Below are 26966 nucleotides of genomic sequence, written 5' to 3' on the forward strand. Positions count from 1 at the left end.
TGCGGATGATTCGGTCCACCGAACCACCCCCACGGAGCTTTCATGTTTTCTCGCCGCACTTTCCTGCCCGCCCTGGCCGCTGTCGCCAGCCTGGCTTCCCTGGCGCCACTGGCCCAGGCGCAAGCCCCGCTCACGCTGCTCAACGTCTCCTACGACCCCACCCGCGAGCTGTACGTCGAGGTCAACGCCGCCTTTGCCAAACACTGGAAAGCCCAGACCGGTCAGGACGTGACCATCAAGCAGAGCCACGGTGGCTCGGGCAAGCAGGCGCGCAGCATCATCGACGGGCTGGACGCCGACGTCGCCACCCTGGCCCTGGCCGGTGACACCGACGCCCTGCACAACAACGGTGGCTACATCCCCAAAGACTGGCAAAAGCGCCTGCCGCACAACAGCACGCCCTACACCTCCACCATCGTGCTGGTGGTGCGCGCTGGCAACCCCAAGAACATCAAGGACTGGGACGACCTGATCCGCCCGGACGTCAAGGTCATCACCCCCAACCCCAAAACCTCGGGCGGGGCGCGCTGGAACTACCTGGCCGCCTGGGAATTCGCCAAGCGCAAATACGGCGGTGACGCCCAGGCGCAGGCATTCGTGAAGAAGCTGTACGCCAACGTGCCGGTGCTCGACACCGGCGCGCGCGGCTCGTCCGTCACCTTCGCGCAGCGCAACCAGGGCGATGTGTTCCTGAGCTGGGAAAACGAGGCCTACCTGCTGGAAAAGGAGTTCGGCAGCAAGGTCGATTTCGTCTACCCGTCGCTGTCCATCCTGGCCGAGCCGGCCGTGACGGTGGTGGACAAGAACGTGGACAAAAAGGGCACCCGCGCGGTGGCCGAGGCCTACCTGAAGTTCCTCTACACCGAAGAGGCGCAGGACCTCATCGGCAAGCACTTCTACCGCCCGCGCTCGGCCAAAGCCCAGGCCAAGTACGCCCAACAACTGCCCAAGCTCAAGCTGTTCACCATCGACGAAGCGTTCGGCGGCTGGGACCAGGCGGCCAAGACGCACTTTGCCGACGGCGGGGTGTTTGACCAGCTTTACAGCAAGAAGTAAACACACCGAACCACCGTCAGGGAGAAGTCCACCATGTCCGTCTTGCTCGTCGCCGGCAGTCCGACCGATCATTCGCGTTCGTCGGCCCTGCTCGACCGGGTACAGCAAAGCCTGCGGAAGCGCTTGACCGAACGGCAACAGGCCATACACCGGCTGCGCATCCGCGACCTGTCCCCCCAGGCTTTGTTGCTGGCCGATTGGGGCCACCCCAGTGTGGTGCGCGCCATCGACCAGGTGGCTTCGGCCCAAGCGCTGGTGATCGCTACCCCGGTCTATAAGGCCGCCTACAGCGGTGTCCTCAAGGTGTTCCTGGACATCCTGCCGCAGACTGCGCTCAAGGGCAAGGTGGTGTTGCCGCTGGCCACGGGCGGCAGCCCTCACCACATGCTGGCGCTGGACTATGCGCTTCGCCCTGTGCTGCAGTCGCTCGGGGCACAGCACATCCTGCCCGGGGTGTACGCCACCGATGCGCAGATCCCCAAGTCCGAGGACGGGCAGTACCAGATTGGCGACGAGATAGCCGCCCGTTTGGACGACGCCGTTGAATTGCTGGTGCGCGAAGGGCTGCGCCACGCACCTTCGGGCGTGTTTGCGCCGGTGCCGTTTGCTGCGGTTCAGGTCAGTGTTTGAGATGCAACGCGCAGGAGGTGCGTGGTGTTTGAGGATGTTGGACCCGTGGATTTCAATTCGGAGGATGGATGGCCCATCACGGATGCGATGACGTTCGTTGAACGCTCCATCTATGCGCTTGTGGCACTGTGTTTCTGTGTTCTTGGTTTTGTTTTGGTGTGACTCACGTCAATTTTTTAGGAGTAAAACATGTCTATTCAAGCAGTCAATGTTCGCAATCAGTTCAAGGGTAAAGTCAAAGAAATCATCCGGGGTGATGTGGTTTCTGAAATTGACGTCGAAACGCCGTGGGGAATTGTCACCTCGGTAATCACGACCCGCTCGGTGGACTCCCTGGCTTTGGAGATCGGCTCGGAGGTGGTGGCTCTGGTGAAATCGACCGAGGTGTCGTTGGCCAAGCTCTGACCGCTGCGTTGGAAATATTGAATGAATTTTCAACAACTGAGATCAGTCAGGGAAACAGCGCGTTGCGGTTTTAAGCTGACCGAAGTGGCTGTGGCCTTGCACACGTCACAGCCCGGTGTCAGCCGACAGGTGCGTGAGCTGGAGGATGAGTTGGGTGTCGTGCTGTTCGAGCGGGCGGGTAAACGCTTGGTCGGACTGACGACCGCAGGCAGGGCGCTCATGCCCATCATCGAGCGACTTTTGCTCAATGCGGAGAGCCTCAAGCGTGCTGGTCAGGAGTTGCAGCACCAGGATTCCGGTCGTCTCTCGATCGCTGCGACGCACTCCCAGGCTCGGTACGCATTGCCGCACGTGGTCAAAGACTTTCGCGAGCATTATCCCAAAGTGACGTTGCATTTGCACCAGGGGTCGCCCAAGCAGGTGGCCGAAATGCTCATTTCGGGCGAGGCCGACATAGGTGTCGCCACCGAGGCCCTGGCCAGTCACGAACAATTGGTCACCTTGCCTTGTTACCGCTGGAGTCACAGTATTGTGGTTCCACCAGGTCATCCTCTTTTGTTCCTGGGTCGGGCAGTCACGCTTCAAGACCTTGCATCCTGGCCCATCATCACCTACGAACTCGGCTATACGGGTCGGTCGCACATCGATGATGGATTTATCCGAGCGGGGTTGTCGCCCAATGTGGTCTTGACGGCGATGGATGCCGACGTGATCAAAACCTATGTCGAGCTCGAGATGGGGGTGGGCATTGTGGCGTCGATCGCTGTCGATGACGAGCGGGATACGCATCTGCGCTCCATCGATGCTGGCCATTTATTTCAGGTCAACGTGACACGGTTGGGTGTCTTGCGCAACATGTGGTTGCCAGGATTTGCCTATGGCTTTATCGAGAGTTTTGCCCCCACATTGACCCGCGATGTGGTTTTGCAGGCTATAGAAGCTCATTGAGTCTTTGCGTGTGAGGTCCAAGGCCTCATGCGCAAAACAAATATATCGATACGCGTTTTTCTTCGTTGTCGTGTGTTGCTTGCTTTGAAAGAATTGGATATCCGATACAGGATTCGTCTTCAAAGCATCAATCAACGATTTCGAGGATCAAATGATTTTTAATGTTCGCTCGGTTTGGAAGTGGATTTTCGCGCTCCTCTACGGAGTTGCTCTGATTTTCTGGCAGTTGCCATCAGCACATGCCCAGGGCAACAAAGAGTTGCGTGTGGGCTATCAAAAGTCCGCAGGTCTTCTGGTGCTGTTGAAAGGGCAAGGCGCCCTGGAAAAGCGGCTGGCTGTCCAGGGTGTCTCGGTCAAGTGGATCGAGTTTCCGGCGGGCCCGCAGATGTTGGAGGGTTTGAATGTCGGCGCGATTGACGTCGGTTTCGTCGGTGAAGCCCCTCCGATTTTTGCCCAGGCGGCCAATGCCCGCTTTGTTTACATCGGCAACGACCCAGCAGCGCCTCAAGCCGAGGCGATTGTGGTCCCGAAAGATTCCAACATTCGCCAGCTGGCCGATCTCAAGGGCAAACGCGTCGCGCTCAACAAAGGCTCCAACGTTCACTACCTGCTGGTCAAGGTTCTGGAAAAGCATGGGCTGAAGTACAGCGACATCCAACCAGTGTTTCTGGCGCCGGCCGACGCTCGAGCTGCTTTCGAGCGTGGGTCGGTGGACGCTTGGGCCATCTGGGATCCGTTCCTCGCTGCGGCCGAAAAACAGATCGGCGCACGCATCCTTGCGGACGGCCAGGGCGCCGTCAACAACTATGCCTTCTATCTGGGTGAGCGCGCTTATGTCGAGAAAAACCCGACGGTCATCAAGGCGCTGTTTGATGAACTCGTGTCACAAGGGCAGTGGCTGAAGGCCAATCTGAAACAAGCAGCGGCGCTGATCGCGCCCCAGCAGGGCTTGGACGCAGACGTGGTGGAGGTGAACCTGCGCCGCTACCAGTTTGGTGTGACCCCCTTGACTGAAGCCGTGATCGCGCAGCAGCAAAAGATCGCAGACACGTTCTTCGAGCTCAAGTTGATTCCTCGCCGGGTGGTGGTGCGTGATGCAGCGCTGACCTCGGTGTACTGAAGCCCCCCATCTCGAGAAAACCATGACTCAGAAAATTTTTTGGTTCATCCCCACCCATGGGGACAGCCGTTACCTGGGCACCGCAGAGGGTGCCCGTGCATTGAGCCACGATTACCTCAAGCAAGTGGCCCAAGCCGCCGACAGCTTGGGCTACGAAGGTGTGCTGATTCCTACCGGCCGTTCTTGCGAAGACCCCTGGGTGGTGGCAGCCAGTCTGTTGCCGGTGACCCAGCGACTGAAGTTTCTGGTCGCTGTACGCCCCGGACTGCACCAGCCGGCATTGGCTGCACGCATGGCCTCCACTTTTGACCGACTCTCTGGAGGACGCCTGTTGATCAACCTGGTCACCGGTGGTGACAAGGCAGAACTGGAGGGAGACGGGGTATTTCTGGACCACGCCCAGCGCTACGAACAGTCGGCCGAATTCATTCGCATCTGGCGTGAAATCCTGGCCCGCAGCCACGATGGGGGGGCTTTCGACTACCAGGGTGAGCACCTTCAGGTCAAAGGCGCCAAGTTGTTGTTTCCGCCTTTGCAGAGGCCGCATCCACCGGTGTACTTTGGGGGTTCGTCTGATGCGGCTCATGACCTGGCCGCAGAGCAGGTGGACACCTACCTGACTTGGGGGGAACCACCCAACGAGGTGGCTGCGAAGGTGGCGGATGTCCGTGCCCGCGCGGCGAAACATGGGCGTCAGGTCAAGTTCGGTATACGCCTGCATGTGATTGTTCGGGAGACCGAGCAAGAGGCGTGGGAGGCTGCCGACCGTCTCATCAGTCGTCTGGACGATCAGACGGTGGCCCAGGCTCAGGCTGCATTTGCCAAGATGGACTCCCAGGGCCAGCGTCGCATGGCCGCATTGCACGCACAGGGTGCGCGCCGTGATCGGGCATCGCTCGAAATCAGTCCCAACCTGTGGGCCGGTGTGGGCTTGGTGCGCGGTGGTGCGGGTACGGCGTTGGTGGGCAGCCCGCTGCAGGTGGCTGCGCGCATTCAGGAGTACGCCGAACTGGGCTTGGAGACATTTGTGCTCTCTGGTTACCCGCACCTGGAGGAGGCCTACCGATTTGCCGAATTGGTGTTCCCGCTGCTTCCACGGCCCTTGCAGGAAAAGTTGCCCGGTCAGGTGCTGACGGGGCCCTTTGGGGAAACCGTGGCCAACCTGTATTCCCCGCGGGTTTCCCAAAGCTGAGCGGAGGGTGAGCAAATGAGTGTCACGTTGAGAGAAGTTTCCACCACGCCATTGCCGACCGATGGGGACGATCCCAGCCGACTGGCCTGGGGATGGCTGCAGCAGGTCTGGCGTCGATTGGTCCCATGGCTGGTGCCCGTCGCGCTGGTGGTGGTCTGGCAGATCGCATCGGCTCTGGGCTGGTTGTCGTCTCGCGTGTTGCCAGCGCCTGTGGATGTGCTCTCCGCGTTTTGGGCATTGGCGGTATCGGGTGAGCTGTGGACACATGTCAAGGTCAGCGCGCAGCGGGCTTTGCTGGGGCTGGCCATTGGCGGTGGTTTGGGGTTGGCGCTTGGCCTGCTGACCGGCTCGGTCCGCTTGTTTGAACACCTGCTCGATTCGACGGTTCAGATGGTGCGCAACATCCCGGCACTGGCCCTGATTCCGCTGGTCATTCTGTGGTTTGGCATTGACGAGGCGGCCAAGCTCTTTTTGATCGCAGTGGCCGTGTTTTTCCCCATCTACCTCAACACATTCCATGGCATCCGCAATGTAGACCCTGGCTTGGTTGAGATGGGCCGCAGTTATGGGTTGTCGCGCTGGGGGCTGTACACCCAAATCATCCTGCCAGGTGCCCTCTCATCCATCCTGGTCGGCCTGCGGTTCTCGCTGGGTTTGATGTGGGTGATTCTGATCGTGGCGGAAACCATCTCTGCGCAGGCCGGCATTGGCTATCTGACGATGAATGCACGCGAGTTCTTGCAAACCGATGTGGTTCTGGTGGGAATTCTTCTGTACGCCTTGTTGGGCAAGCTGGCCGATGTGCTGGCTCGCGGCCTCGAGCACTACTGGTTGCGCTGGCACCCGGGCTACCAATCGGCTTGATGGTTGTTATTCGACTGACTTTTGCATCTGATTATTCATTATGAAAACTACTTTGTACTCTCGGGTGATGGGGCGGCGCCATGTGCTCGGTGCCATCGCCGCTTTGTCGGCGGGGGCGGCCTTCGGGCAGGGGCCAACCACCCGCACCGTTCGGCTGGGTTACCAGAAATCCTCCACCTTGATGGCACTGTTGCGCTTGCAAGGCACCCTGGAGCAGCGTCTGGAACCCTTGGGGGTCAAGCTCAGCTGGCATGAGTTCACCAGTGGCTTGCCGCTGCTGGAGGCACTTAACCTGGACAACGTGGACGTCAGTGCCGATGTGGCGGACACGGTGCCGGTGTTTGCTCAGGCTGCAGGCGCACAACTCACCTTTGTGGCCCAGGAAGCGCCCTCACCGACGGCGCAAGCCATCCTGGTGCGCGCTGACTCGCCGGTCCGGTCCGTGGCAGAGCTCAAGGGCCGGCGTGTCGGTTTTGCCAAAGCGGCCGGGGTGCATTACCTGCTTCTGGCTGCGCTTGAGAAAGCTGGCTTGACATTCGCCGATATCACCCCCGCCTATCTGTCGCCCGCTGATGGCCGAGCGGCGTTCGAGCGAGGCGCCATTGACGCCTGGGTGGTATGGGATCCCTTCCTTTCGGCCGCCCAGCGGCAGGCCGGTGCGCGGGTGCTCGCCGACGGCGCCGGACTGGCTTCTTACCAGCGTTATTACCTGGCCAGCACACGCTTTGCGCAAGCGCGACCCGACGTCCTGGGTGTGCTGTATGCCGAATTGGAAAAAACCGGACGTTGGGTCAAGCAGTATCCCAAAGAGGCTGCCGCCCTCTTGGCTCCGTTCTGGGGTTTGGATGCAGCCATCGTCGAGCAGGCCAACACCCGGCGCAGCTACGCGGTGCGGCCCGTGACCACGCAAAACCTGGCCGAACAGCAAAAAATTGCGGACGCATTTTTCGCTGAAAAGCTCCTGCCGCGCCGTGTCAACGCGCTGGATGTGGCGCTGTTCAAGCCATTGGGGTGACCCGTATGACAGCAACCATTCCTTCGAAAGTGGGTCAGCGGCTGGAGCTGCGCGGCTTGACCAAGCGCTTCGGACAACGAGAAGTCTTGCGCAACAACCATTTGGTGATCGAGCCTGGCGAGTTCGTGGCCATTGTCGGCCGCAGCGGTTGCGGCAAGAGCACCTTGTTACGCCTGGTCGCGGGTCTGGACAACCCCAGCAGTGGTCATTTGTTGGTCGACGGTGAACCTGTGAGTGGACTTCGAGGCGATACCCGCATCATGTTCCAAGATGCCCGCCTGCTGCCCTGGACCCGGGTGGTGGACAACGTGGCCTTGGGATTGCCCAAAGAACGCCGCAGCGATGCCGAGGCGGTACTGACACAAGTCGGACTGGGCGACCGTTTGACGGATTGGCCGTCCAAGCTCTCGGGCGGGCAGCGACAGCGGGTATCCCTGGCCCGTGCGCTGGTGCACGAGCCCAAGCTTTTGTTGCTCGACGAGCCCTTGGGGGCACTGGATGCGTTGACCCGTATCGAGATGCACGAACTGATTGAGGGTCTGTGGCGGCGTCATGGCTTTACCGCATTGCTGGTGACCCATGACGTGCAAGAGGCGGTGGCTTTGGCGGACCGGGTCATTCTGATTGAAGACGGTGTCATCGCCCTAGATGAACGGATTGCTTTGCAGAGACCACGCTCCCGCGGTGATGCCGCTTTTGCAGCCATCGAAAAGCGCATTCTCGACCGGGTATTGCAAATCCCTGACGAACCGGCCCCCGATGCCACATGGCCTGGTGTGTCGGCCCATGGCTTGCGCTGGGCCATTTGAGTGTGTGCGGTGCGGCCCAGTGGCAGCGCTGCAAGGATGAAACCTGAACCCCCAAGGTGACCACATGAGCGATTCCTGGAAGTTTGAAACCCGTTCCCTGCATGCCGGTTACCGGCCCGATCCGACCACCAAGGCGGTGGCGGTACCCATCTATCAGACCGCGGCTTATGCGTTTGACAGTGCGCAGCACGGTGCCGACCTGTTTGACTTGAAGGTTCCTGGCAATATCTACACGCGCATCATGAATCCGACCCAGGATGTGCTGGAACAACGCATTGCCTCGCTGGAGGGCGGCATTGCCGCGCTGGCGCTGGCCTCTGGGCAGGCTGCGGTGACCTATGCCATCCAGACCATCGCCGAAGCGGGGGACAACATTGTGGCCAGCACCGCTTTGTACGGCGGCACCTACAACCTGTTTGCCCACACCTTGCCGCAGTTCGGCATCACGACCCGGTTTGCCGACCACCGCGATCCGGCCAGTTTCGAGCCCTTGATCGACGACCGTACCAAGGCCATTTTCGTGGAGTCGATCGGCAACCCCCAGGGCAACATCACCGACATCGCGGCGATGGCGGCCGTGGCACACCGTCATGGCGTGCCTTTGATCGTGGACAACACGGTGGCCACTCCCTACCTACTGCGTCCCATCGAACACGGCGCAGACATCGTGGTGCAGTCGCTGACCAAATACCTGGGCGGCCACGGTACCAGCATTGGCGGCGCCATCATCGACAGTGGGAAATTTCCATGGGCGCAGCACAAGACGCGTTTTAAGCGCCTCAACGAGCCCGATCCCAGTTACCACGGCGTGGTCTACACCCAGGCTTTGGGCCCGGCCGCCTACATCGGTCGGGCGCGGGTGGTGCCGCTGCGCAACACCGGTGCCGCCATATCTCCCTTCAATGCTTTCCTGATCCTGCAAGGCATCGAAACGCTGGCGTTGCGGCTGGATCGCATCAACGCCAACACGCTGACCGTCGCGCAATTCCTGCAGAGGCATCCCAAAGTGGGCTGGGTCAACTACGCGGGTTTACCCGATCACCCAGACCACGCACTGGCGCAGAAGTACCTCGGTGGCAAAGCCTCGGGCTTGCTGACCTTTGGTGTCAAGGCTGCGGCAGGCGAGGGCAGGGCGGCGGGCGCGCGTTTTCTGGACGCATTGGGCCTGTTTACCCGATTGGTGAATATTGAGGACGCCAAATCACTCGCCACGCACCCTGCCTCCACCACACACCGCCAACTGTCGCCCGACGAGCTGGCCCGTTCGGGGGTGTCGGAAGATGCGGTGCGCCTGTCGGTAGGTATCGAACATGTCGATGACCTGTTGGCCGACTTGAACCAGGCGCTGGCGGCCGTTTGAGGCTTCGATCGGACGTGTGCTGGGACACCGCGTGTTGCGGCCAGTTGCTTCATCCATTCCTTCCCTTCACGCAAAGACCATGAAAACTTTCTCTTCCTGCTTGGCCACCCTGATTGTGCTGACCAGTGGCTTGGCGGCCGCACAAAACGCTGATGTACAAGCCAGGGCCTGGGCAGCGTCCTGTGCTGCCTGCCACGGGACCCAGGGTCAAGGCGCGTCCACCGGCATTCCATCCCTCGCAGGGCAAAGTCAGGCGGCGTTGCTGCAAAAGTTGCTGGCCTTCAAGCGCGACCAACTGCCTGCCACAGTCATGCACCAGCATGCCAAGGGCTACACCGATGCCGAACTCGAGCGCATCGCGGCACATTTCGCCCAACAGTCCCGCTGACACCTGCGACCAGGAGCACCCCATGACCTTCCACATTCCTCGCCGTTCGTTTTTGCTGTCTGCAGGCGCTGCAGCCATGGCTTCAGCCCTGGCCGGCTGTGCGTCCACGCCAACGTCACCCAAGGCCCGGGTGGTCGTGGTGGGAGGTGGCTTTGGCGGCGCCACCGCCGCCAAGTACATTCGATTGTGGGCGCCAGACATCGAAGTGGTACTGGTGGAGCGCGAAGGCGCATTCGTTTCGTGCCCTCTGAGCAACTTGGTGCTGGGAGGCCATGAGCGTATCGAAAACCTGACCACCGGCTACGACACCTTGGCCCGGAGATATGGTGTGCGGGTGGTGCGTGACGAAGCCACCGCGATCGACCCCGAGAAGCGGGAGCTGCGCCTGGCCCGAGGCGACACCTTGCGCTATGACCGGCTGATTCTGTCACCGGGCATTGATTTTTTGTACGACTTGGTGCCGGGTTTGCAGACCAGTGCGGCGCAGGCCCAGGTGTTGCATGCCTGGAAGGCGGGTCCCCAAACCGTCGCCTTGCGTCGCCAGCTGGAAGCGCTGCCCGATGGCGGGGTGTATGCCTTGCACATCCCCAAAGTGCCTTACCGCTGCCCACCCGGCCCCTACGAGCGTGCAGCCCAGGTGGCTTCGTACTTCAAGACGCACAAACCGAGGTCCAAAGTGATTGTGCTGGACGCGAACCCCGACATCGTGTCCAAGAAAGCCTTGTTCCTGAAAGCCTGGAGCGAGCGCTACCCAGGCATTGTGGATTACCGGGCCAACAGCGAGTTGGTCACCGTGGATGTGTCGGGCAAAACCATTGAAACCACCCTGGAGAAGGTGCGGGCAGATGTGCTGAACGTCGTGCCTCCTCAACAGGCTGGCAAGATTGCCAGGGTGGCTGGCCTGGCGCCTGCCTCTGGCCGTTGGGTGGGTGTGGATTTTCGGAGCTTCGAGTCCACAACGGTGCCCGGCATTCATGTACTGGGTGACGCCACCGCATCGGCTCCGGGCATGCCTAAATCGGGTTTCATGGCCAACAACCACGGAAAAGTGGCGGCGGATGCGGTGGTAGCACTACTCCAAGGGCGTCCGGTCAATCCCGAACCCATCATTGCCAACACCTGTTACAGCTTTGTGTCGGCCGAAGAGGTGGTTCATGTGGCTTCGGTCCACAAGTGGAGTGCCGAACAAAAGACCTTGCTCCCGGTGCAAGGGGCCGGTGGTTTGTCTGGGCAGGCCAATGCGCTGGAAGGTCAGTATGCGCGTTCTTGGGCCAAAAACATCTGGGCCGACGCGCTGTTGTAAGCCCGCCTTTCCTCCCGGTTGAGGACCATTCAAGCTTCATCACGCTCATGGTCCTCTGGCCCCCCACCGGCGGGTCGGACTATTGGCAGTTCCATTTGGGTCCTGCAGAGTCACATACCGTGCGTCTGCTGTGGCGGGATGTCCCGGGCATGCAGCGCCTCCATCTCAAGTCGCCATCGAAGCCTGCTTGGGTTGGTTTGCAGTTTTGACCGTTTCCCACATCCGGCCTTTGAGCTGGTCGTTGGGTCTCCGTTCTCCACCTTTTCAGGTTCGCCGTGACTTCGTCTAACCCATCCTCCTCACCTCGCCGCATCACCATCGTGGGCGGCGGTTTTACAGGTGTCAGTGCCGCCGTGCAGTTGGTGCGTCACGCCCCGTTTCCATTGGAGATCACGCTCATCGAGTCGCGTGAACGGGTCGGGCCTGGGTTGGCCTATTCGACCAGTGACCCCGACCACCGGCTCAACGGGCCGGCCTGGATCCATTCGGTCGATCCGACCGAGGGCGCTCACTTTCTCCGCTGGTGCGAAGCACAAGGGGTTTTTCAGCGCGATCCCGATGCCGTGCAGGCCAGCGGCGCCGCTTTCGTGCGACGGTCTGAGTTTGGCCGCTACCTGGAGGACACATTGCGTGCTCATTCCGTGTGGCCTGCAACCGGTTCCACCATTGAAGTCTTGCGCGACACAGCTATCGATGTGGTGTCTCACGGGCAATCCGTCAAGGTGATGACTTCTGGAGGACACGCCTCACCCGCCGATGTTGTTCTGTTGGCCACTGGGAATGCCGTGCCTCGACTGCAGAGACCTTTGGATCAGTGTCTTGAGCGCCACCCAGCGGTGATCGCCAATCCGCTTGAAACCTGGCGCCTGGCGGGCATTCCCGTCGAAGCACGCGTGCTGGTGATCGGCAGCGGATTGACGGCGCTGGATGTATTGTCCACCCTGCGGCGCCAGGGTCATCAAGCCCCTGTCGTGGTGTTGTCGCGCCGGGGCCTTCGTCCTCGCGCACAGGCGCCGCACAACGTCCCGATGGAACAGCCCACAGGCCGACAATTGCTGGACCGCGTGCTCAATCAGCCGCCTGCATTCATCACCCAGGCACCACCTACTTTGCGGGCCTGGCTCAAGGCTTTGCGGGTACGCATTCGTGAAGATGCGGCACTAGGGCGGAGCTGGCACGTGGCGTTTGACGAGTTGCGCGATACCGTCTGGCAGCTTTGGCCTCGGCTTCCCGAAACACAGCAAAGACGCTTTCTCGGGAAATTGCGTACCTGGTACGACGTGCATCGCTTTCGCTCGCCGCCGCCCACTGAAGCCATCGTCAACGCCGCATTGGCTCGGGGGCAGGTGTACCTCCGAGCAGCGCGCTTGCTCTCGGTCGAACCAATGGCCGGAGGACCCGGTCTGCTGGTGCGTTCACGTCGCTCAAGCAAAGATGAGGTGTCGGAGGAGCAATTCGATGCGGTTGTCAATTGCACTGGGCTGGATGTGGCTGCAAGGACCGCAGCGAATCCCTTGCTCAGCGCTCTGGTGCGCTCAGGCAGGCTGCAGGTTGATGCCTGTGGTGTCGGTTACAGCGTGGACGCGAATTGCCGTGCGGTGGATGCGAACGGACAAGCACAGCCCAGCCTGCGGGTGATCGGACCGCCGACGCTGGGCACGTTTGGCGATCCCGCGGGAGCGATGTACATCGCGGCACAGATTCACCGGCTGCTGCCCGATGTTTGGCAAACATTGGTATCCGGCTCGACATCCAAGTCAGGGGGCCCTGCCTCTGTCGCCTGCGCCAAGGTGTGACCACATGCCGACCGTTTTTCACACGAAATCTGCGGGACAGGGCAAGGCCATCGAGGTGCTGCTGGTCTTCCTGAAACTGGGCATGACCTCGTTCGGAGGGCCGGTGGCTCATCTGGGCCATTTCCGTCACGAACTGGTCCAGCGCAGAGGGTGGATGGACGACCAGGGGTATGCCGATGTGGTTGCGCTTTGCCAGTTCTTGCCGGGTCCAGCCAGCAGTCAGGTGGGACTGGTGCTGGGCCTGCACCGTGCTGGGTGGCTCGGCGCGTTCCTGGCGTGGGTCGGTTTCACACTGCCATCCGCTGTGCTTCTGATTGCACTGGCTTACGCCATGAAATCGGGGCTCCTTCTGACGCTGTCGGGAGCGGTGCATGGTCTGAAGGTGGTGGCGGTAGCGGTGGTGGCGCAAGCGGTTTGGGGGATGGCCCGGACACTTTGCCCGGACCGATTGCGCCTGGGGTTGGCGGGTTTCTCAGCTTTATTGGTCCTGTGCATGCCCTCCGTCATCGGCCAGATGGCCGCTCTGGGCGTCTGTGGTTGCGCAGGCTGGCAGCTGTTGACTCCAGGGCAATCGATGCGGGTGGCCCAACGAGGCAGTGGCGTGTCACGCCGTCTGGGCGCTGTCGCGTTGGGCTTGTTTGGCTCGCTGTTGCTGGGCTTGCCCGTGTTGTCCTGGGTTTCTGGTGCAGAGGTCTGGCGGTTGGTGGATGGCTTTTATCGGGCAGGTTCGCTGGTCTTTGGCGGCGGTCATGTGGTGCTGCCGCTGCTGCAGTCCACGGTGGTTCCCAGTGGAGCGGTAGCGTTATCGGATTTCCTCGCAGGCTATGGAGCGGTGCAAGCCATGCCCGGCCCATTGTTTGCATTTTCTGCCTACTTGGGCGCGGTCATGAGCGGACCTTGGCCAAGTTGGGCGGGTGGGCTGGTGTTTCTGTTCGTGATCTTTGTGCCCGCCGTGCTGCTGGTGGTCGGCGCTTTGCCCTTTTGGGATGCCTTGCGGTTGCGCACAGGCGCTCGCGCGGCCATGGCAGGCGTCAACGCGGGAGTGGTCGGGGTTTTATTGGCTACCCTGTACGACCCGGTTTGGACGGGTGCCATTCATGGGCCAACGGATGTTGCCTTGTCGCTGGGTGCGTTGGTTTTGTTGCTGCACCAGCGTATGTCGCCGGTGTTGGTGGCGCTATTGGGTGGTCTGGTGGGCTGGTGGTTGGTCTGAGCGCTCCAACCCCCCGCTAGGAACCCGGTGTTGGTGGGTATGGGTGGGTCGTGGTTGGATGAGAGACGCTGCTCGATCAATGGCTTGTTGCAACAGCCGATGTTCCAGACAGCCCTCTTTGCCGCACAACAGTTCCAGGTATCGCAAGTTCTGACGAGCGCGTGCCAAGTCACCGGTCGCAATGTACAACTCTCCCTGATATTCAAGGGCAGGGCGGTGTGCTGGATCGAAAAGCAGGGCTTGCTGGTATGCGCTGGCCGCCTCATCGTAGCGCCGCAGTTGGCGTAAGCTGTAACCAAGCAGGTTGAATACCTCGGCGTGCTGAACCTGCTGGCTCAGCGTTTCCAGCTCTGCCACGGCGGCGGGATATTCTGCGCTGTACACCATGGCGCGCACAGCAGACAGGTCGGGTAGGTCATCGGACGGCGGCGCACCAGCCGCCGCCAGTGTGATGGGCAAAACACCCAGTACCGCAACACACCGCTTGCAGATTGACAGCACGCAAAAGCGCCCGATGTTGCACTTCATGGAATTGACGGCTCAAGCGTAGGCAGGTTCGGGTGCACGGAGGCCGTCGGCCTCACCCATTGCCCAGAGGATTTCACGTTTCAATGCAGCAAACTCCGGACTGACTCGGTCGCGTGGGCTGGGCAAACTGACCTGTACTTGCCTGACGATGCGCCCGGGGTGCGCGCTCATGACCACCACCGTGTCGCTCAGGAATATCGCCTCGTCGACGTCGTGGGTGACCAGGATCATGGAAACGCCCTCAACCCGCCAGATCCGTTGCAGTTCCTCCTGCAACCGCACCCGAGTCAACGCATCCAATGCCCCTAGGGGCTCATCCAGCAAGAGTATTTCAGGTCGTCCCACCAGGCCACGCGCAATCGCACCGCGCTGCGCCATACCGCCCGAGAGCTCGTGAGGGTAGGCCTTCTCGAAGCCTTGCAGACCCACCAGATCGATGTGTTCGGTGATGGCCCGTTTTTTGTTTTTCTCGGACCATCCCGAGTTTTCCAGCGCCAGCCCAATGTTCTGCTCCAAGGTCATCCAGGGGAGCAGCCGGTGGTCTTGAAACACGATGCCACGGTTGAGGCTGGTGCCACCAATGCGTTCACCGTGCAACAGGATATCGCCCCTGTAGTCCTGGTCCAGACCGGCAATCAGTCGCAACAGTGTGGACTTGCCACAGCCGCTGGGTCCCACCAGTGAGACGAATGCACCGGGCTCGACATCAAAACTGGCGTTGGCCAACACATCCAGGCGCGGTCTGCCCGGAACGAAATAGCTTTTGGAAACTGACTTGACTTCAAGTCGACCGGGTTCGGCCATGTGAAAACTCCTGTGAAAAAATGGACCGCTCAGCCTTCGTAGCCCTGTTTCCAGCGCAACACGCGCTTTTGCAGTAGGTACATGCCTCGGTCGATTCCGAATCCCACCACTCCGATCACTACCATGCAGACCAGCAATTGATCGGTGAGCAGCAAGCCTTGTGCTCGGAAAATGAGGAATCCCAGTCCCTCCAGACCGCTCAGGCCTTCGGCAACAACGACCAAGGCCCATGCCAGCCCGGCCGCATAGCGCAGCGACACCATGATGGTGGGCGTGGCCGCAGGCAGAATGATCTTGCGCACCAGCTGGAAGCGCGAAAGTGTCATCACCTCGGCCAGTTCGATGTAGCTTTTGTCCACACTTCGAATGCCCTGCAGCGTGTTCAGAAAGACTGGGAAAAACACCGTCTTGGCAATCACCAGCACTTTCGCTGGCGCACCCAGCCCGAGCCAGAGAACGATCAGGGGGAACCAGGCAATCCCGGGGATGTGTCGAATCGTGTCGAACGTGGGGGTGAGGAAACGTTCAAAGCGCTGGGACAACCCCGCAGCCACACCCAGCGCCACAGCTGCTGAGGCGCCGTACAAAAAGCCCTGCGAAACGATCTTCAGGCTGACGACGAAGTCCAGCAACAAGTCTTGCTCTGTCAGCATTTTGACGAAGGCTTGCAGCACCTTGGCCGGTTCTGGCAAAAACACCGGATCGATCCAGCCACGGGTGGCCGCAAGGTGCCACAGCAGCAGCACAATGGCGGGCAGGATCAAGCCGATGGCCTTGCCCGGGGCAAGCCAATTCTTGAACGGTGCAAACTGTTTCGGCCCGGTGGCACTCGCAATCGGGGTGGGAGGTGTCTGGGTCCAGGTGTTCATCTTGGGAGAGCAGGGTGACAATGAAAAAACGGCGCAGGGATCGAACGGCGCCGCACAGGCGGGTGGAGATCAGCGGTAGATCGAGTGGGTGCCACCGGCGAAGAACCGGCCGTCCACAAAGCTGTCTACCTGTGTGTTGGTCAGGCTCCGCTCGGCCAGAATGTCATCGCCTTGCTTGATGTACCAGTCAATGAAGGTTTTGATGGATGTGCGTGCACGATCGGCGTTGGGTTCGCCCTGCATGAACTCCCACTGTCCTGGGTGGGTGATCTGGAATTTGGCGACTTCCTGCGGGACGCGGGTTTCCTTGGCAATGATCTTGGCGGCTTCGTCCACGTTGTTGAGGACCCATTCCATGGCGCGCTCACGCGATGCCAGGAAGGCCTTTACAGCCTCGGGGTACTTATTGACAAATTCGCGTTTGGCGAAATAAGTGACGCGCCCTGCGTGGTTGACGTACACGCCATCGTCAGGGGTGTGGCCGACCACCTTGAGTTTGCCCGACAACCAGGCGCCCGTCGCGTTGCCCGCCGCCAGATGCACCGTGGTTGCGTCCGTGGCGCCAGAGATGACGGCCGAGATCGCGACAGTGGGGTTGTCGATGGACTCATAACGCACGCGGCCCTTTTTTTGACGGGTGTCCAGCGGCAGACCCACTGAGTTGAGGGCCTCGGTGGGAGCCGACCAATAGCAACTGATGCGGCTGCTTCCGAATTTTTTTCCATCCAAATCGACCAAGCTGTTGACCGATTGGTTGGACGCTGCTGCAAGCACTGGGGCACGGTAGCGGTTGGACGGTTCTGAGGCCCAGACGATCACGCCATCGAGTCCATTGGCGCGGTGGACAGTGGCTGGGTAGATCATGCGCTGAGCGATCGAAATGGCCCCTTTGCTCACCGCAGCGGTTTCAGCGCCGATGAGCTCGGCACCACCCGAGGCAATCAAGTTCACCTCTTTGGTGCCGACCTTGTCGAACTCTTCTTTGAAGATGCCCTTGGCACGTGCCACCACGGTCCAGGGGCTGAGTTGCAGGTTGATGGAGGGCAGAACGTCCGCGTTGGCATGGCCAATGGGGCTCAGCAGTCCCAGCACCACGGCCGCGATGGCGCTGAAACGCTGGGTGACGGTGTGTTTCATGGTTTCTCCGGTAGGTGTGTTTGAGAGGAATGAATCCCCATTCTTGTGGGTCGGGGCGAGGCTGCCAACGAAGCAAAACAGGTATGGATATGTGCCGAAGAGCAGCGCAGATCGATATCCGCAAATCGATCCACACGGGCGGCGTTGGCGTTCGCACAATGCAGTCTCTGCAAGCGGGTTTCGTCCTTGTTCTTGCTTCAATTTGTTGTCCTCACCTGTTTTGCGAAGCATTCATGGACTGGAAGATGTCAACCCTGCGTTTAAGCCGACTGGCTGGATACGGTGCCTGGATCGTGTTGCTCGTTTTGGGTGTCATGGCCCTGGCGGCTGCCTCTACGGGTGCTGCGCCTGCGTTGCCATCGAACATCAGGGTATTGCGGGTGGGTGTTGATCCACTGGCCTTGCCCATCCGCAACGGCGAGCGTGACTACACCGGCGAGGGCTTTGAGGCGGTATTCGCCAATGAACTGGCTGCACAGCTGGGGGTTGAGGTGAATTTGGTGCCTATGCCTGTTGAAGCGCTGGCCAGTGCCCTGAGGCAGCAGCAGGTGGATGTGGTCATCAGCCGCCGTTCTCCGTCTGACCGCATCGATTCGGGGTTGCGGGCGCTGTTCACTGGGTACACATCTGGGCTGGGTGTGGTCATGCGTTCGGACGCCGAGGTGCGTACGTGGGACGCGCTGGAAGGGCTGACGGTATGCGCCGTGCAGGGCAATGCGCGGGCCCTGTCGCAGGCCGACCAGGTGGGCGGGCGGTTGACGACACACGTTTCTGCGGCACAGGCACTGGTGTCGGTGCGCACGGGTGCCTGCCAGGCCGCCGTCCTGGATGAGCGCCAGCTGGCAGCATTGCGGCGCCGCAAGGAATGGGTCAAATTTTCTGCCGTCTTGCCGGAGGTGGCTCCCTCCCGGATGTTTGCGTTGCTGTCCAAGGAGCGTCGCGAACTTCACGCGCCAGTACAAACGGCGGTCACTGCGCTGGCTGCCGCTTCTCACTGGTCAAGGCGACAGCAGACGTGGGCGTCTGGCGTTGCCTTTGAGGTCTACTTCGATCAGACCGGACCCGATTGCCATTGACGTGAAGCGGGACGGCGTCTCCATGGCTGGTTGGCTCAGGTTCGTCTGCTTGCTCATTGGACTGGGCTGTTGGGCCCAGTTGCCGGCTTCTGCTCAGACGGATGGGGTGCTTCGCAGCGCCTACACACGACCGCTGAGCCAATGGCCTGCCCCTGTCATTGACCCTGGTGTGCCTTTTGAGGAACTGGGGGCACTGCCTCGCCGCGCTGCTGCGCCGCCAGTGCGCGACAGCGCGCTGGCCAGCCTGGGCGCCCGTCTCTTTTTTGATCCACGCCTGTCATCCGATGGCCGCGTGTCCTGTGCGAGTTGTCATCGACCCGAGCAAGGGTGGACGGTTCGCAGTGCGGTCGGTAGTGGTGTGCAAGGGCGGGTGGGGCGGCGCAACCCTCCCGCCTTACTCGGTGTGGCCGCAGAGCTGCAGTGGGGTTGGGATGGCCACGGGCGGAGCCTGGAGGCCCAGTCGGTGCGACCCCTCACCGACTTTCTGGAGATGGGGCATGCATCGCCACGTGATCTGGTGCGGCACTTGCAGACCCTGCCCGACCTAGCGGACCGTCTGACGGTCTGGTCGGAGCGTTCGGAAACATGGCCCGATGTGCTGGGTGCGGCACTGGTGGCTTTCCAGAGGGGGTTGCAGCATGTCAGCCGTTTCGACCGGTTCGTCACTGGCGATCACCAGGCGCTCAGCGATGTCGAGGTGCGTGGTCTACATCTCTTTCGCACCCATGCGCGCTGCGCTAATTGCCATTTCGGGCCCAGATTCAGTGATGGAGGGTTTCACAACCTGGGCATCGCTTTTTACGGCGAACCGAAGCAGGATCTGGGTCGCTACGGGGTGAGCCTTCAGTGCGAAGATGCCGGCCGATTCCGAACCCCTACCCTTCGAAGCGTGGCGCTGACGGCCCCCTACATGCACCATGGACTCTTTGCAAACTTGGAGGGCGTGGTACGACTTTATGTGCGCGGAGGAGGCGATCCTCGAATTCGCAACGCTGTTGAGGCGGCCGATCCACTGCGGCGTTGTGCTGCTCGAGTCTCATCACACCTGAAGCCCCTGTCTCTCACTGAAGCCGATGTGCAGGCGTTGATCGCGTTTCTCCGGACGTTGTGACGTCCCCGTAGGTGATGCAATCCGAATCTGACTGAAGCGACGGCTGCGGTCGTTGTTGCAATCCCATAGGCCCTGGGCGAGCCTCGCCGTAACGTTTGATGGATCGGACCGAGGGCCTGTCGGGACGCAAATTTCGCATAACCCCCAACGGTTTTCTTCGTTGTCAGGCCGGGGAGCTGGCTGGTGCAATGGGGGCGTGAGGGATATACCCCTATGAGCCAGTGTGCTGCAGGCAATCCTTTCGAGGCCGTGGCTCCAAAGGCCATCTCTCCCCGCTCGCTATGGGCTGGATTTTCCAGTCCGGTCACGGGTGTTCATCCGTTTAGGCATCGCACAGCCCGATCAGCAGTCTGGCGGCATGTCCGGCATCAACGCAGACGTTCGCACCAAGCATATGCACACTTTCACGCACTTCACACATCTGGCCCGCCGCATGGTCTGGGTGACTCTCGCCACTTTGGTCGCAATCATGTTTCCTGGGCATGCGATGTCCAATCCGTTGCCCAAAGAGGTTCGAATCGGTTACCAGAAGGGGGCGGCCATTCTGGTGTTGACCAAAAAACAGCAGGTGATCGAAGCCCGTCTCAAGGCCTTGGGGATTCACAGCGTCAAATGGGTGGAGTTCCAGTTCGGACCGCCCATGTTGGAGGCCCTGGGCGCGGGGGCCATCGATTTGGGGTCGGTGGGCGATACGCCGCCGATATTTGCTCAGGCAGGTGGCGCCTACCTGGTCTATGCCGCTGCCACGCCTTCGGCGCAGCATGCCGTGCTGGTGCCGCAGCACTCCGCGATCCAGTCACTCGCCGATCTCAAGGGCAAGAAGGTGGCTTTTGGCAAGGGATCCAGTGCGCAGAATGTGGCCGTGAAGGCGTTGGCACAGGCAGGTCTGACGCTGAACGATGTCGTGCCCACCTACTTGTCTCCCGCCGATGCCACGGCCGCTTTCAACGGCGGCAACATCGACGCTTGGGTCGTCTGGGACCCATACGTGGCCATCGCCGAGGCGAGGTACCAAGCCCGCGCCATTGCCGACACACGTGACAAGTCCCTGGCCAGTTCGTCCTTTTACATCGCTTCACGCGCATTTGCGCAGCAGCACCCGGAAGTCTTGGTTGCCGTGTTGGATGAGGTGCGGAAAGTGACCCTGTGGGCTGGCCAGAACCGCGGAGCGTTGGCTGCTCTTGCAGCCGAAGCCACTGGGATCGACGTCCAATCCTGGTCCACCGCGTTTGCGCGTGCCGACTTTGCTTTGGGGCCAGTGACGGACGCGCATGTGGCGTTGCAGCAGCAGCTGGCAGACACATTTCACAATCTTGGCATTATTCCGCGCAAACTGAAGGTTCAAGAAATCGTGTGGCGGCACCCGGCATTGAAGTGAATGGGATTCTGAGTGACTTGCTTATCCGCAAAATGAATAGAGTTATGTGAATTTGTTCCTTTTGGGGTATGTGTTCTTTCATTAACCTCTGCATTCCCTGAATTTATTGGATTTCAACCATGAAAAAGCATCTGATTGCCTTGGGTGTGACGGCCCTTGCTGGCGCCGCCGCCGCCCAATCCAACGTGTCGGTGTACGGCCGCCTGGACCTGTCGGTGGGCAGCGAAAAGAACCAACTGACCAACGCCAGCAAGTCTGTCGTGTCCAGCGGCCTGCTGACCACCAGCCGCCTGGGCTTCCGTGGCACCGAAGACCTCGGTGGTGGCCTCAAAGCCATCTTCCAAATCGAAACCACGCTGGACCCCGACGCTCCTGGCACCAACAGCCAGAGCGGCGCCGCCCGTGCCACCACCCTGGGCGACCGCACCGCCATCGTCGGTCTGACCGGCGGTTTCGGCACCGTCAAACTGGGCCGCACCGACACCAGCTTCGACGACATCCGCGACCTGGCCGTCAGCAGCAGCCTGTGGGATTCCGAGTTCACCCCCACCAAAAACGTGTACGGCACCGGTCGCAGCGACTACTCCAGCCGCGCCAGCAACCAGGTCCGTTACGAGTCGCCCTCTTTTGCTGGCTTCACCGTGGGCCTGAGCTACGCGTTTGATGAAGAGGCCGTCAACGCCGATCCCACAAAGAACGGTGTGAAGGTCACTGCCCTCAACGCCCGCTACAAAGTTGGCGCGCTGGACCTGGGTGTCGCCACCCAGAAGCAAGAGACCTACTTGAACGGCAACCCCGAAATCAAGTACACCGCATTGTCTGGCGCGTACAACTTCGGCGTGACCCGCCTGTCGGCCGGCTACCAGCAAGCCAAAGATGCGACCAACACCAAAGACAACGAGTACAGCATCGGCGTGAACGTGCCGCTGGACAAGTTCAACATCTCTGTGGGCTACGCCAGCAGCAAGGCCAAGAACGCCGCCGGCGCCACCACCGCCAAGGGCTCGGGCTTTGCCGTGGGCGCCACCTACTCGCTGTCCAAGCGCACCAGCCTGTACGCCGGCTGGCGCGACACCAGCCGCAAGAACGCTGTGACCGGCGTTAAGTCGGCCGACGAGCGCCTGTACGCCGCTGGCATCCGCCACGATTTCTGATTTACTCTGAAGAATCACCCGGTCCTTCCTTTTGGCCCCTTCTGGGGGCCTTTTTTTATTCAAACGATTGCTCCTCGATTTTTAAATATGGATGTGTAAAAAACTTCCTTTTTGATTGAAAGGCCACCCCATACAGTTGGAGATTCAAGGGAGTGCATGAGCCTCCCACCCATTGGAGAACGTGATGAATGCAGCAATTGATGAGGCAGTGGAGTCACCTGTTTTACGGCAGGCTCGAGACCTGGCACAAGCAGCAGGTTTGGGGTATGCCGGTGGCGTGACGCCGGTACAAGCCTGGCAGTTGGTCCAAGCGGGTTTGGCGCAGTTGGTGGACGTGCGCACCGCAGAAGAACGCAAGTTTGTAGGCCATGTGCCCGGCAGTCTCCATGTGCCTTGGGCCGCCGGCACGGCACTGACCCGCAATCCCCGTTTTTTGCGTGAGCTGGAGGCCAAGACCAACCAGGCCCTGCCGGTGCTGCTGTTGTGCCGCAGTGGGAAGCGGTCAACTCTGGCTGCGCAGGCCGCAGCCAGTGCCGGTCTGCAGCATGTCTACAACGTCATCGAAGGGTTTGAGGGCGATCTGGACGAGCTGCAGCAGCGCGGCAAAAGCGACGGCTGGCGGTTCCGTGGGTTGCCCTGGGTGCAAGACTGACCAGAAGGCCTTGGTATGACAGTTGAATCCAAGCCTGTGCCGCACGCCGCGCTCGATGTGGGCGCTGTGGTGGCGGAATTGAAGTCGGTCCGGCGCTCTTGGCGGGCGGCGCAAGGGAGATCTTTGGAGCCCGGTGGGCGAGACCTTCCGTCGCGTGACGTTCTGCAAGCCATTTTGGCCGACCTGCGCGGTGTGCTGTTTCCCATGCGCTTGGGCCCACCCGAGTTGCGGCAGGAAGTGGAGGATTACTACGTCGGCGTCACACTGGACAAGGCGCTTCACGCACTGCTGGGACAGGTACGGCTTGAACTGCAGCACTCGGCCAGGCACGCCCATTTGAGTCCCCGAGAGATTGAGGCCCGTGCGCTCACCATCGTCCAAGCTTTTGCCGATGCGTTACCGGGTATCCGCCGGTTGCTCGACACCGATGTGCTGGCCGCGTTTCACGGCGATCCGGCGGCCCACAGCGTTGACGAGGTGTTGCTGTGTTATCCCGGCGTGCACGCCATCATCAACCATCGGCTGGCGCACACCCTTCACGGCTTGGGCGCCACGATGTTGGCGCGCTTGATTGCTGAAATCGCCCACGGTGAAACCGGCATCGACATTCACCCGGGTGCCCGCATCGGATCTGGATTTTTCATCGACCACGGCACCGGCGTGGTGATCGGTGAAACCGCCACCATAGGCGAGCGGGTCCGTATCTATCAGGCCGTCACGCTCGGTGCGAAGCGCTTTCCGGTCGATGCGCAGGGTCACCTCAAGAAGGGATTGCCTCGTCACCCCAACATTGAGGACGACGTGGTGATTTATGCCGGTGCCACCGTGCTGGGGCGCGTCACCATCGGTGCGGGGGCCACCATCGGTGGCAATCTCTGGGTCACCCACGATGTGCCGCCGGGCGTCCACTTGACGCAAGCGCGGTTCGAGGAGGCGGGCAGGGTGCCTGTGGAGGTGGCCGGATGACCACCGATACGGGAGCTTTGCTGGTCATGAACATGGGATTGACGCTGCGCCGCCAGCGCGATGCACGTCGGTGGTCTCAGGAAAGGCTGGCCGAGGCGGCCAACCTCAACCGGTCCTACGTGGGCGAATTGGAGCGCGGTGAAGCCATCCCGTCGTTGTTGACCTTGCTCAAGCTGGCCCGCGCATTGGGCACCACGCCCAGCTTGCTGCTGCAAGAGGCTGAGGCGCAAGAGCGAACACAGACCGCCCGCCGTCTACTTTTGACGTCTATAGCCTGTTGAGCGATGGGTGCTGGCGTCAGACACTCAAACACGAATCTATCAACCCGCACCGGGAGCTTTTCATGTCCGAACATTCCTCCACCCAGCTGGCGCTGAGTGACAACGCCGCCCGCCAATTGGCCAATGCCACCAAGACCGCTCCGGTCTTGTCCACCATCACCCCACGCTGGTTGACCCACCTGCTGCAGTGGATCCCGGTGGAGGCGGGCATTTATCGCCTCAACCAGGTCAAGAACCCCGGAGACGTGCTGGTGGCTTGTGCGAAGCGCGACGAGAGTGAGCTGCCGCAAACCTTCGTGGACTACGACGCCCAGCCCCGCGAGTACTTTCTGAACGCGGTCTCTACGGTACTCGACGTTCACACCCGCGTGTCCGACCTGTATTCCAGCCCGCACGACCAAATCAAGGAACAACTGCGCCTGACCATCGAGACGATCAAGGAGAAGCAGGAGTCCGAGCTTATCAACAACCCGGACTATGGCCTGCTCGCCAGCGTCCACCCCGACCAGATCACCTACCCGTTGACCGGGGCGCCCACGCCCGACGACCTGGACGAACTCCTGACCAAGGTCTGGAAAGAACCTGCCTTCTTCCTGACCCACCCGCTGGCCATTGCTGCCTTTGGCCGTGAGTGCACCCGCCGCGGCGTGCCCCCGCCAACGGTGAGCCTGTTTGGCAGCCAGTTCCTGACCTGGCGTGGGATTCCACTGATTCCATCGGACAAGGTGCCGGTGGCCGATGGCAAGACCAAAATCCTGTTGCTGCGCGTGGGCGAAAAGCGTCAGGGTGTGGTCGGTCTCTACCAGCCGGGCCTCCCCGGTGAACAGAGCCCGGGCCTGTCGGTGCGTTTCATGGGCATCAACCGCAGCGCCATTGCGTCGTACCTGATCAGTTTGTACTGCTCACTTGCGGTGCAAACGGCAGACGCGCTGGCAGTGCTGGAAGATGTCGAGATCGGCAAATTCCACGACTACCCCGATACCTACAAGTGACAAGGCGGACAACCCATGTCTGACCAACTTTCAGCGGCAGGCGCCAGCGTGCCCACTGGACTGCCCAACCCCGCCGACCTGGCGCGGCTGGCCAGCCAGATGTTCGCGGCCTTGCCTGGTCCGGCGCCCGGTAGCGCGGGGGGCTTACAGGCCACTTCGGCCGTGGGTGGTGTGCCGGTACCGGCCAACCCCCAACCTGCTGGTTTGAGCTTGCCGCCCGGCAGTTTCGGGCCGTCCACACCGGCTGCGGTGCCCGTGGTGGGTGCCTTGCCCGGTAGCAACTTGGCACCTACCTCGCCGCAAACGCCACTCAACGCAGTTGCGTCTGCGCCAGCGCTGGTGCCCCATGCGCCTGCTGCCAATGGTGTACCCGACCATGCGCTGGAAGCGGCGCCCGGTTACGACGGTCGCCTCGGCAGCCATGCCCTGGGTGTGCCCACGGCCGAGTCGTTTGGCTTGCCAGGTGATGCGGCCTTGCGCCAATTGCTGGGGGCCGAACTGTCGCTCAACCGTGCGCCTGTAGCCTCTGGGTTGCCAGGCGTGGGCAGCGGCTACTATTTTCTGAGCCCTGACGTGGCGGGGCTGCCTGGCAACGAGCGCCGCGAAGTGTCGGCCCTGGCGCCTGTGCCAGCCGCAACCCGTCCAGCGTTCGATTTGAACGCTGTGCGCCGCGACTTCCCGATCCTGCGGGAACGGGTCAACGGCAAGCCCTTGGTGTGGTTTGACAACGCGGCCACCACCCAGAAGCCACAAGCCGTCATCGACCGCATTGCGTACTTTTACGAGCACGAAAACTCGAACATTCATCGTGCGGCCCACGAACTGGCCGCTCGGGCAACGGACGCTTACGAGAAGGCGCGCGAGACCGTGCGCCGCTTCATCAACGCAGGAAGTACCGAAGAGGTCATCTTTGTACGCGGTACCACCGAAGCCATCAACCTGGTGGCCAAGACCTGGGGCGTGCAGAACGTGGGTGCGGGCGACGAGATCATTGTCAGTCACCTTGAACACCACGCCAACATCGTGCCCTGGCAGCAGCTGGCGATGCAAAAAGGCGCAACGCTCAAGGTGATCCCGGTCGACGACACGGGCCAGGTGATTTTGAGCGAGTACCAGAAGCTGCTGTCGCCGCGTACCAAAATCGTATCCGTCACGCAGGTGAGCAACGCGTTGGGTACGGTGGTGCCGGTGCGCGAGATCGTGGCGCTGGCGCATGCGGCGGGTGCCAAGGCGCTGGTCGATGGCGCTCAGTCCGTGTCCCACATGCGGGTGGATGTGCAGTCGATTGACGCCGATTTTTTCGTGTTTTCAGGACATAAGATTTTTGGCCCTACTGGCATTGGCGTGGTCTACGGCAAACGCGCCATTCTGGAAGACATGCCACCCTGGCAAGGTGGGGGCAACATGATTGCCGACGTCACCTTCGATAAAACCGTGTACCACAGTCCACCGACCCGGTTTGAGGCGGGCACGGGGAACATTGCCGATGCGGTGGGTCTGGGTGCTGCACTGGAGTACGTGGAGCAAATTGGCATCGAAAACATCGGCGCTTACGAGCACGTGTTGCTGGAATACGCCACGGCGCAGCTCAAGCCCATACCCGGCGTGCGTTTGGTGGGGACGGCAGCTGACAAAGCCAGTGTGCTGTCATTTGTGCTGGCAGGATATTCGACAGACGAGGTGGGGCAGGCGCTCAACAGGGAGGGCATCGCGGTACGAACTGGACACCATTGCGCCCAACCGATTTTGCGTCGTTTTGGTTTGGAAACCACGGTGAGACCTTCGCTGGCGTTTTACAACACCTGTGAAGAGGTGGATCGTTTCATCGCCGTCGTGCGAAACCTCAGCGCCCGGCGCTAACAAATCTGGAAGTCTGACGCTTACAGATCTAGCCATCTGGGCCCGTGCCTGGGCCCTCT

27 protein-coding genes are annotated in these 26966 nt (G+C 61.1%); 23 read left to right on the top strand and 4 right to left on the bottom strand.

All coding sequences use genetic code 11. From position 1 onward, the window contains the following. Positions 1-42 precede the first annotated feature (42 nt). The 14 genes from HA630_RS22250 (at position 43) to chrA (ending at position 14099) form a co-directional block, all read left to right on the top strand. The gene (locus tag HA630_RS22250; RefSeq protein WP_166837806.1) at positions 43-1056 is read left to right on the top strand and encodes a sulfate ABC transporter substrate-binding protein; all 1014 of its coding nucleotides are present in this window, start codon (positions 43-45) and stop codon (positions 1054-1056) included. 33 nt (positions 1057-1089) lie between these two features. Next, positions 1090-1686, top strand: a complete 597-nt coding sequence (ssuE, locus tag HA630_RS22255) for an NADPH-dependent FMN reductase (RefSeq protein ID WP_166837808.1) — start codon at positions 1090-1092, stop codon at positions 1684-1686. 189 nt (positions 1687-1875) lie between these two features. After that, a complete protein-coding gene (locus tag HA630_RS22260; RefSeq protein WP_166837810.1) occupies positions 1876-2091 on the top strand; it encodes a molybdopterin-binding protein in 216 nt (71 codons plus the stop codon). A 21-nt stretch (positions 2092-2112) separates the two neighbouring features. After that, the gene (locus HA630_RS22265) at positions 2113-3039 is read left to right on the top strand and encodes a CysB family HTH-type transcriptional regulator (RefSeq protein WP_166837812.1); all 927 of its coding nucleotides are present in this window, start codon (positions 2113-2115) and stop codon (positions 3037-3039) included. A 151-nt stretch (positions 3040-3190) separates the two neighbouring features. Next, positions 3191-4159 (top strand): sulfonate ABC transporter substrate-binding protein, encoded by a 969-nt coding sequence (locus HA630_RS22270; RefSeq protein ID WP_166837814.1) that lies wholly within the window; start codon positions 3191-3193, stop codon positions 4157-4159. Between the two features lie 22 nt (positions 4160-4181). Continuing rightward, the gene (gene ssuD, locus HA630_RS22275) at positions 4182-5351 is read left to right on the top strand and encodes an FMNH2-dependent alkanesulfonate monooxygenase (RefSeq protein WP_166837816.1); all 1170 of its coding nucleotides are present in this window, start codon (positions 4182-4184) and stop codon (positions 5349-5351) included. Between the two features lie 15 nt (positions 5352-5366). Beyond that, positions 5367-6215, top strand: coding sequence for an aliphatic sulfonate ABC transporter permease SsuC (gene ssuC, locus HA630_RS22280; RefSeq protein ID WP_166837818.1), 849 nt, complete (start codon positions 5367-5369; stop codon positions 6213-6215). A gap of 40 nt (positions 6216-6255) precedes the next feature. Then, positions 6256-7230, top strand: coding sequence for an aliphatic sulfonate ABC transporter substrate-binding protein (locus tag HA630_RS22285; RefSeq protein ID WP_166837820.1), 975 nt, complete (start codon positions 6256-6258; stop codon positions 7228-7230). Positions 7231-7235: 5 nt separating this feature from the next. Continuing rightward, positions 7236-8039 carry an ATP-binding cassette domain-containing protein gene (locus HA630_RS22290; RefSeq protein ID WP_166837822.1) on the top strand — a complete coding sequence of 268 codons (804 nt, stop codon included), beginning with the start codon at positions 7236-7238 and terminating at the stop codon, positions 8037-8039. 64 nt (positions 8040-8103) lie between these two features. Next, positions 8104-9399 carry an O-acetylhomoserine aminocarboxypropyltransferase/cysteine synthase family protein gene (locus HA630_RS22295; protein ID WP_166837823.1) on the top strand — a complete coding sequence of 432 codons (1296 nt, stop codon included), beginning with the start codon at positions 8104-8106 and terminating at the stop codon, positions 9397-9399. A 79-nt stretch (positions 9400-9478) separates the two neighbouring features. Continuing rightward, positions 9479-9787: a c-type cytochrome gene (locus HA630_RS22300; protein ID WP_166837825.1), complete on the top strand. Its 309-nt coding sequence runs from the start codon at positions 9479-9481 to the stop codon at positions 9785-9787. A 22-nt stretch (positions 9788-9809) separates the two neighbouring features. Continuing rightward, the gene (locus HA630_RS22305; protein ID WP_166837827.1) at positions 9810-11090 is read left to right on the top strand and encodes an NAD(P)/FAD-dependent oxidoreductase; all 1281 of its coding nucleotides are present in this window, start codon (positions 9810-9812) and stop codon (positions 11088-11090) included. Positions 11091-11365: 275 nt separating this feature from the next. Beyond that, positions 11366-12886, top strand: coding sequence for an FAD/NAD(P)-binding protein (locus tag HA630_RS22310; protein ID WP_166837829.1), 1521 nt, complete (start codon positions 11366-11368; stop codon positions 12884-12886). A 4-nt stretch (positions 12887-12890) separates the two neighbouring features. Beyond that, on the top strand, positions 12891-14099 hold the full coding sequence (gene chrA, locus HA630_RS22315; protein WP_166837831.1) for a chromate efflux transporter: 1209 nt from the start codon (positions 12891-12893) through the stop codon (positions 14097-14099). Here the strand turns inward: chrA and HA630_RS22320 are convergent. The 4 genes from HA630_RS22320 to HA630_RS22335 form a co-directional block, all read right to left on the bottom strand. Next, positions 14064-14627: a tetratricopeptide repeat protein gene (locus HA630_RS22320; protein WP_166837833.1), complete on the bottom strand. Its 564-nt coding sequence runs from the start codon at positions 14625-14627 to the stop codon at positions 14064-14066. The two genes, chrA and HA630_RS22320, sit on opposite strands and share 36 nt — an antisense overlap. A 12-nt stretch (positions 14628-14639) precedes the next feature. After that, entirely contained in the window at positions 14640-15431 is a 792-nt protein-coding gene (locus tag HA630_RS22325; RefSeq protein ID WP_166837835.1) for an ABC transporter ATP-binding protein, read from the bottom strand. A gap of 29 nt (positions 15432-15460) precedes the next feature. Further along, positions 15461-16300 (bottom strand): ABC transporter permease, encoded by an 840-nt coding sequence (locus HA630_RS22330; protein ID WP_166837837.1) that lies wholly within the window; start codon positions 16298-16300, stop codon positions 15461-15463. A 69-nt stretch (positions 16301-16369) separates the two neighbouring features. Beyond that, on the bottom strand, positions 16370-17437 hold the full coding sequence (locus tag HA630_RS22335; protein ID WP_166837839.1) for an ABC transporter substrate-binding protein: 1068 nt from the start codon (positions 17435-17437) through the stop codon (positions 16370-16372). 233 nt (positions 17438-17670) lie between these two features. On the opposite strand from HA630_RS22335, the gene HA630_RS22340 reads away from it, so the two are divergent. From HA630_RS22340 to HA630_RS22380, 9 genes are all read left to right on the top strand, one after another. Continuing rightward, a complete protein-coding gene (locus HA630_RS22340) occupies positions 17671-18513 on the top strand; it encodes an ABC transporter substrate-binding protein (RefSeq protein WP_166837841.1) in 843 nt (280 codons plus the stop codon). A gap of 22 nt (positions 18514-18535) precedes the next feature. Further along, on the top strand, positions 18536-19624 hold the full coding sequence (locus tag HA630_RS22345) for a cytochrome-c peroxidase (protein WP_243855622.1): 1089 nt from the start codon (positions 18536-18538) through the stop codon (positions 19622-19624). A gap of 358 nt (positions 19625-19982) precedes the next feature. After that, positions 19983-21002: a sulfonate ABC transporter substrate-binding protein gene (locus tag HA630_RS22350; protein WP_243855624.1), complete on the top strand. Its 1020-nt coding sequence runs from the start codon at positions 19983-19985 to the stop codon at positions 21000-21002. Between the two features lie 119 nt (positions 21003-21121). Next, positions 21122-22156: a porin gene (locus tag HA630_RS22355; protein WP_166837844.1), complete on the top strand. Its 1035-nt coding sequence runs from the start codon at positions 21122-21124 to the stop codon at positions 22154-22156. A 184-nt stretch (positions 22157-22340) separates the two neighbouring features. Next, complete coding sequence (locus HA630_RS22360; RefSeq protein WP_166837846.1) at positions 22341-22808, top strand: rhodanese-like domain-containing protein; 468 nt, start codon at positions 22341-22343, stop codon at positions 22806-22808. Between the two features lie 15 nt (positions 22809-22823). Further along, positions 22824-23774 (top strand): serine O-acetyltransferase EpsC, encoded by a 951-nt coding sequence (gene epsC, locus HA630_RS22365; protein ID WP_166837848.1) that lies wholly within the window; start codon positions 22824-22826, stop codon positions 23772-23774. Then, positions 23771-24055 carry a helix-turn-helix domain-containing protein gene (locus tag HA630_RS22370; RefSeq protein ID WP_166837850.1) on the top strand — a complete coding sequence of 95 codons (285 nt, stop codon included), beginning with the start codon at positions 23771-23773 and terminating at the stop codon, positions 24053-24055. The genes epsC and HA630_RS22370 overlap by 4 nt, the downstream gene beginning before the upstream one ends. A gap of 62 nt (positions 24056-24117) precedes the next feature. After that, entirely contained in the window at positions 24118-25047 is a 930-nt protein-coding gene (locus HA630_RS22375; protein ID WP_166837852.1) for a family 2A encapsulin nanocompartment shell protein, read from the top strand. 15 nt (positions 25048-25062) lie between these two features. Next, on the top strand, positions 25063-26907 hold the full coding sequence (locus HA630_RS22380) for a family 2A encapsulin nanocompartment cargo protein cysteine desulfurase (RefSeq protein ID WP_166837854.1): 1845 nt from the start codon (positions 25063-25065) through the stop codon (positions 26905-26907). The last annotated feature ends 59 nt before the right edge of the window (positions 26908-26966 follow it).

This window comes from Aquabacterium sp. A08 (genome assembly GCF_011742065.1).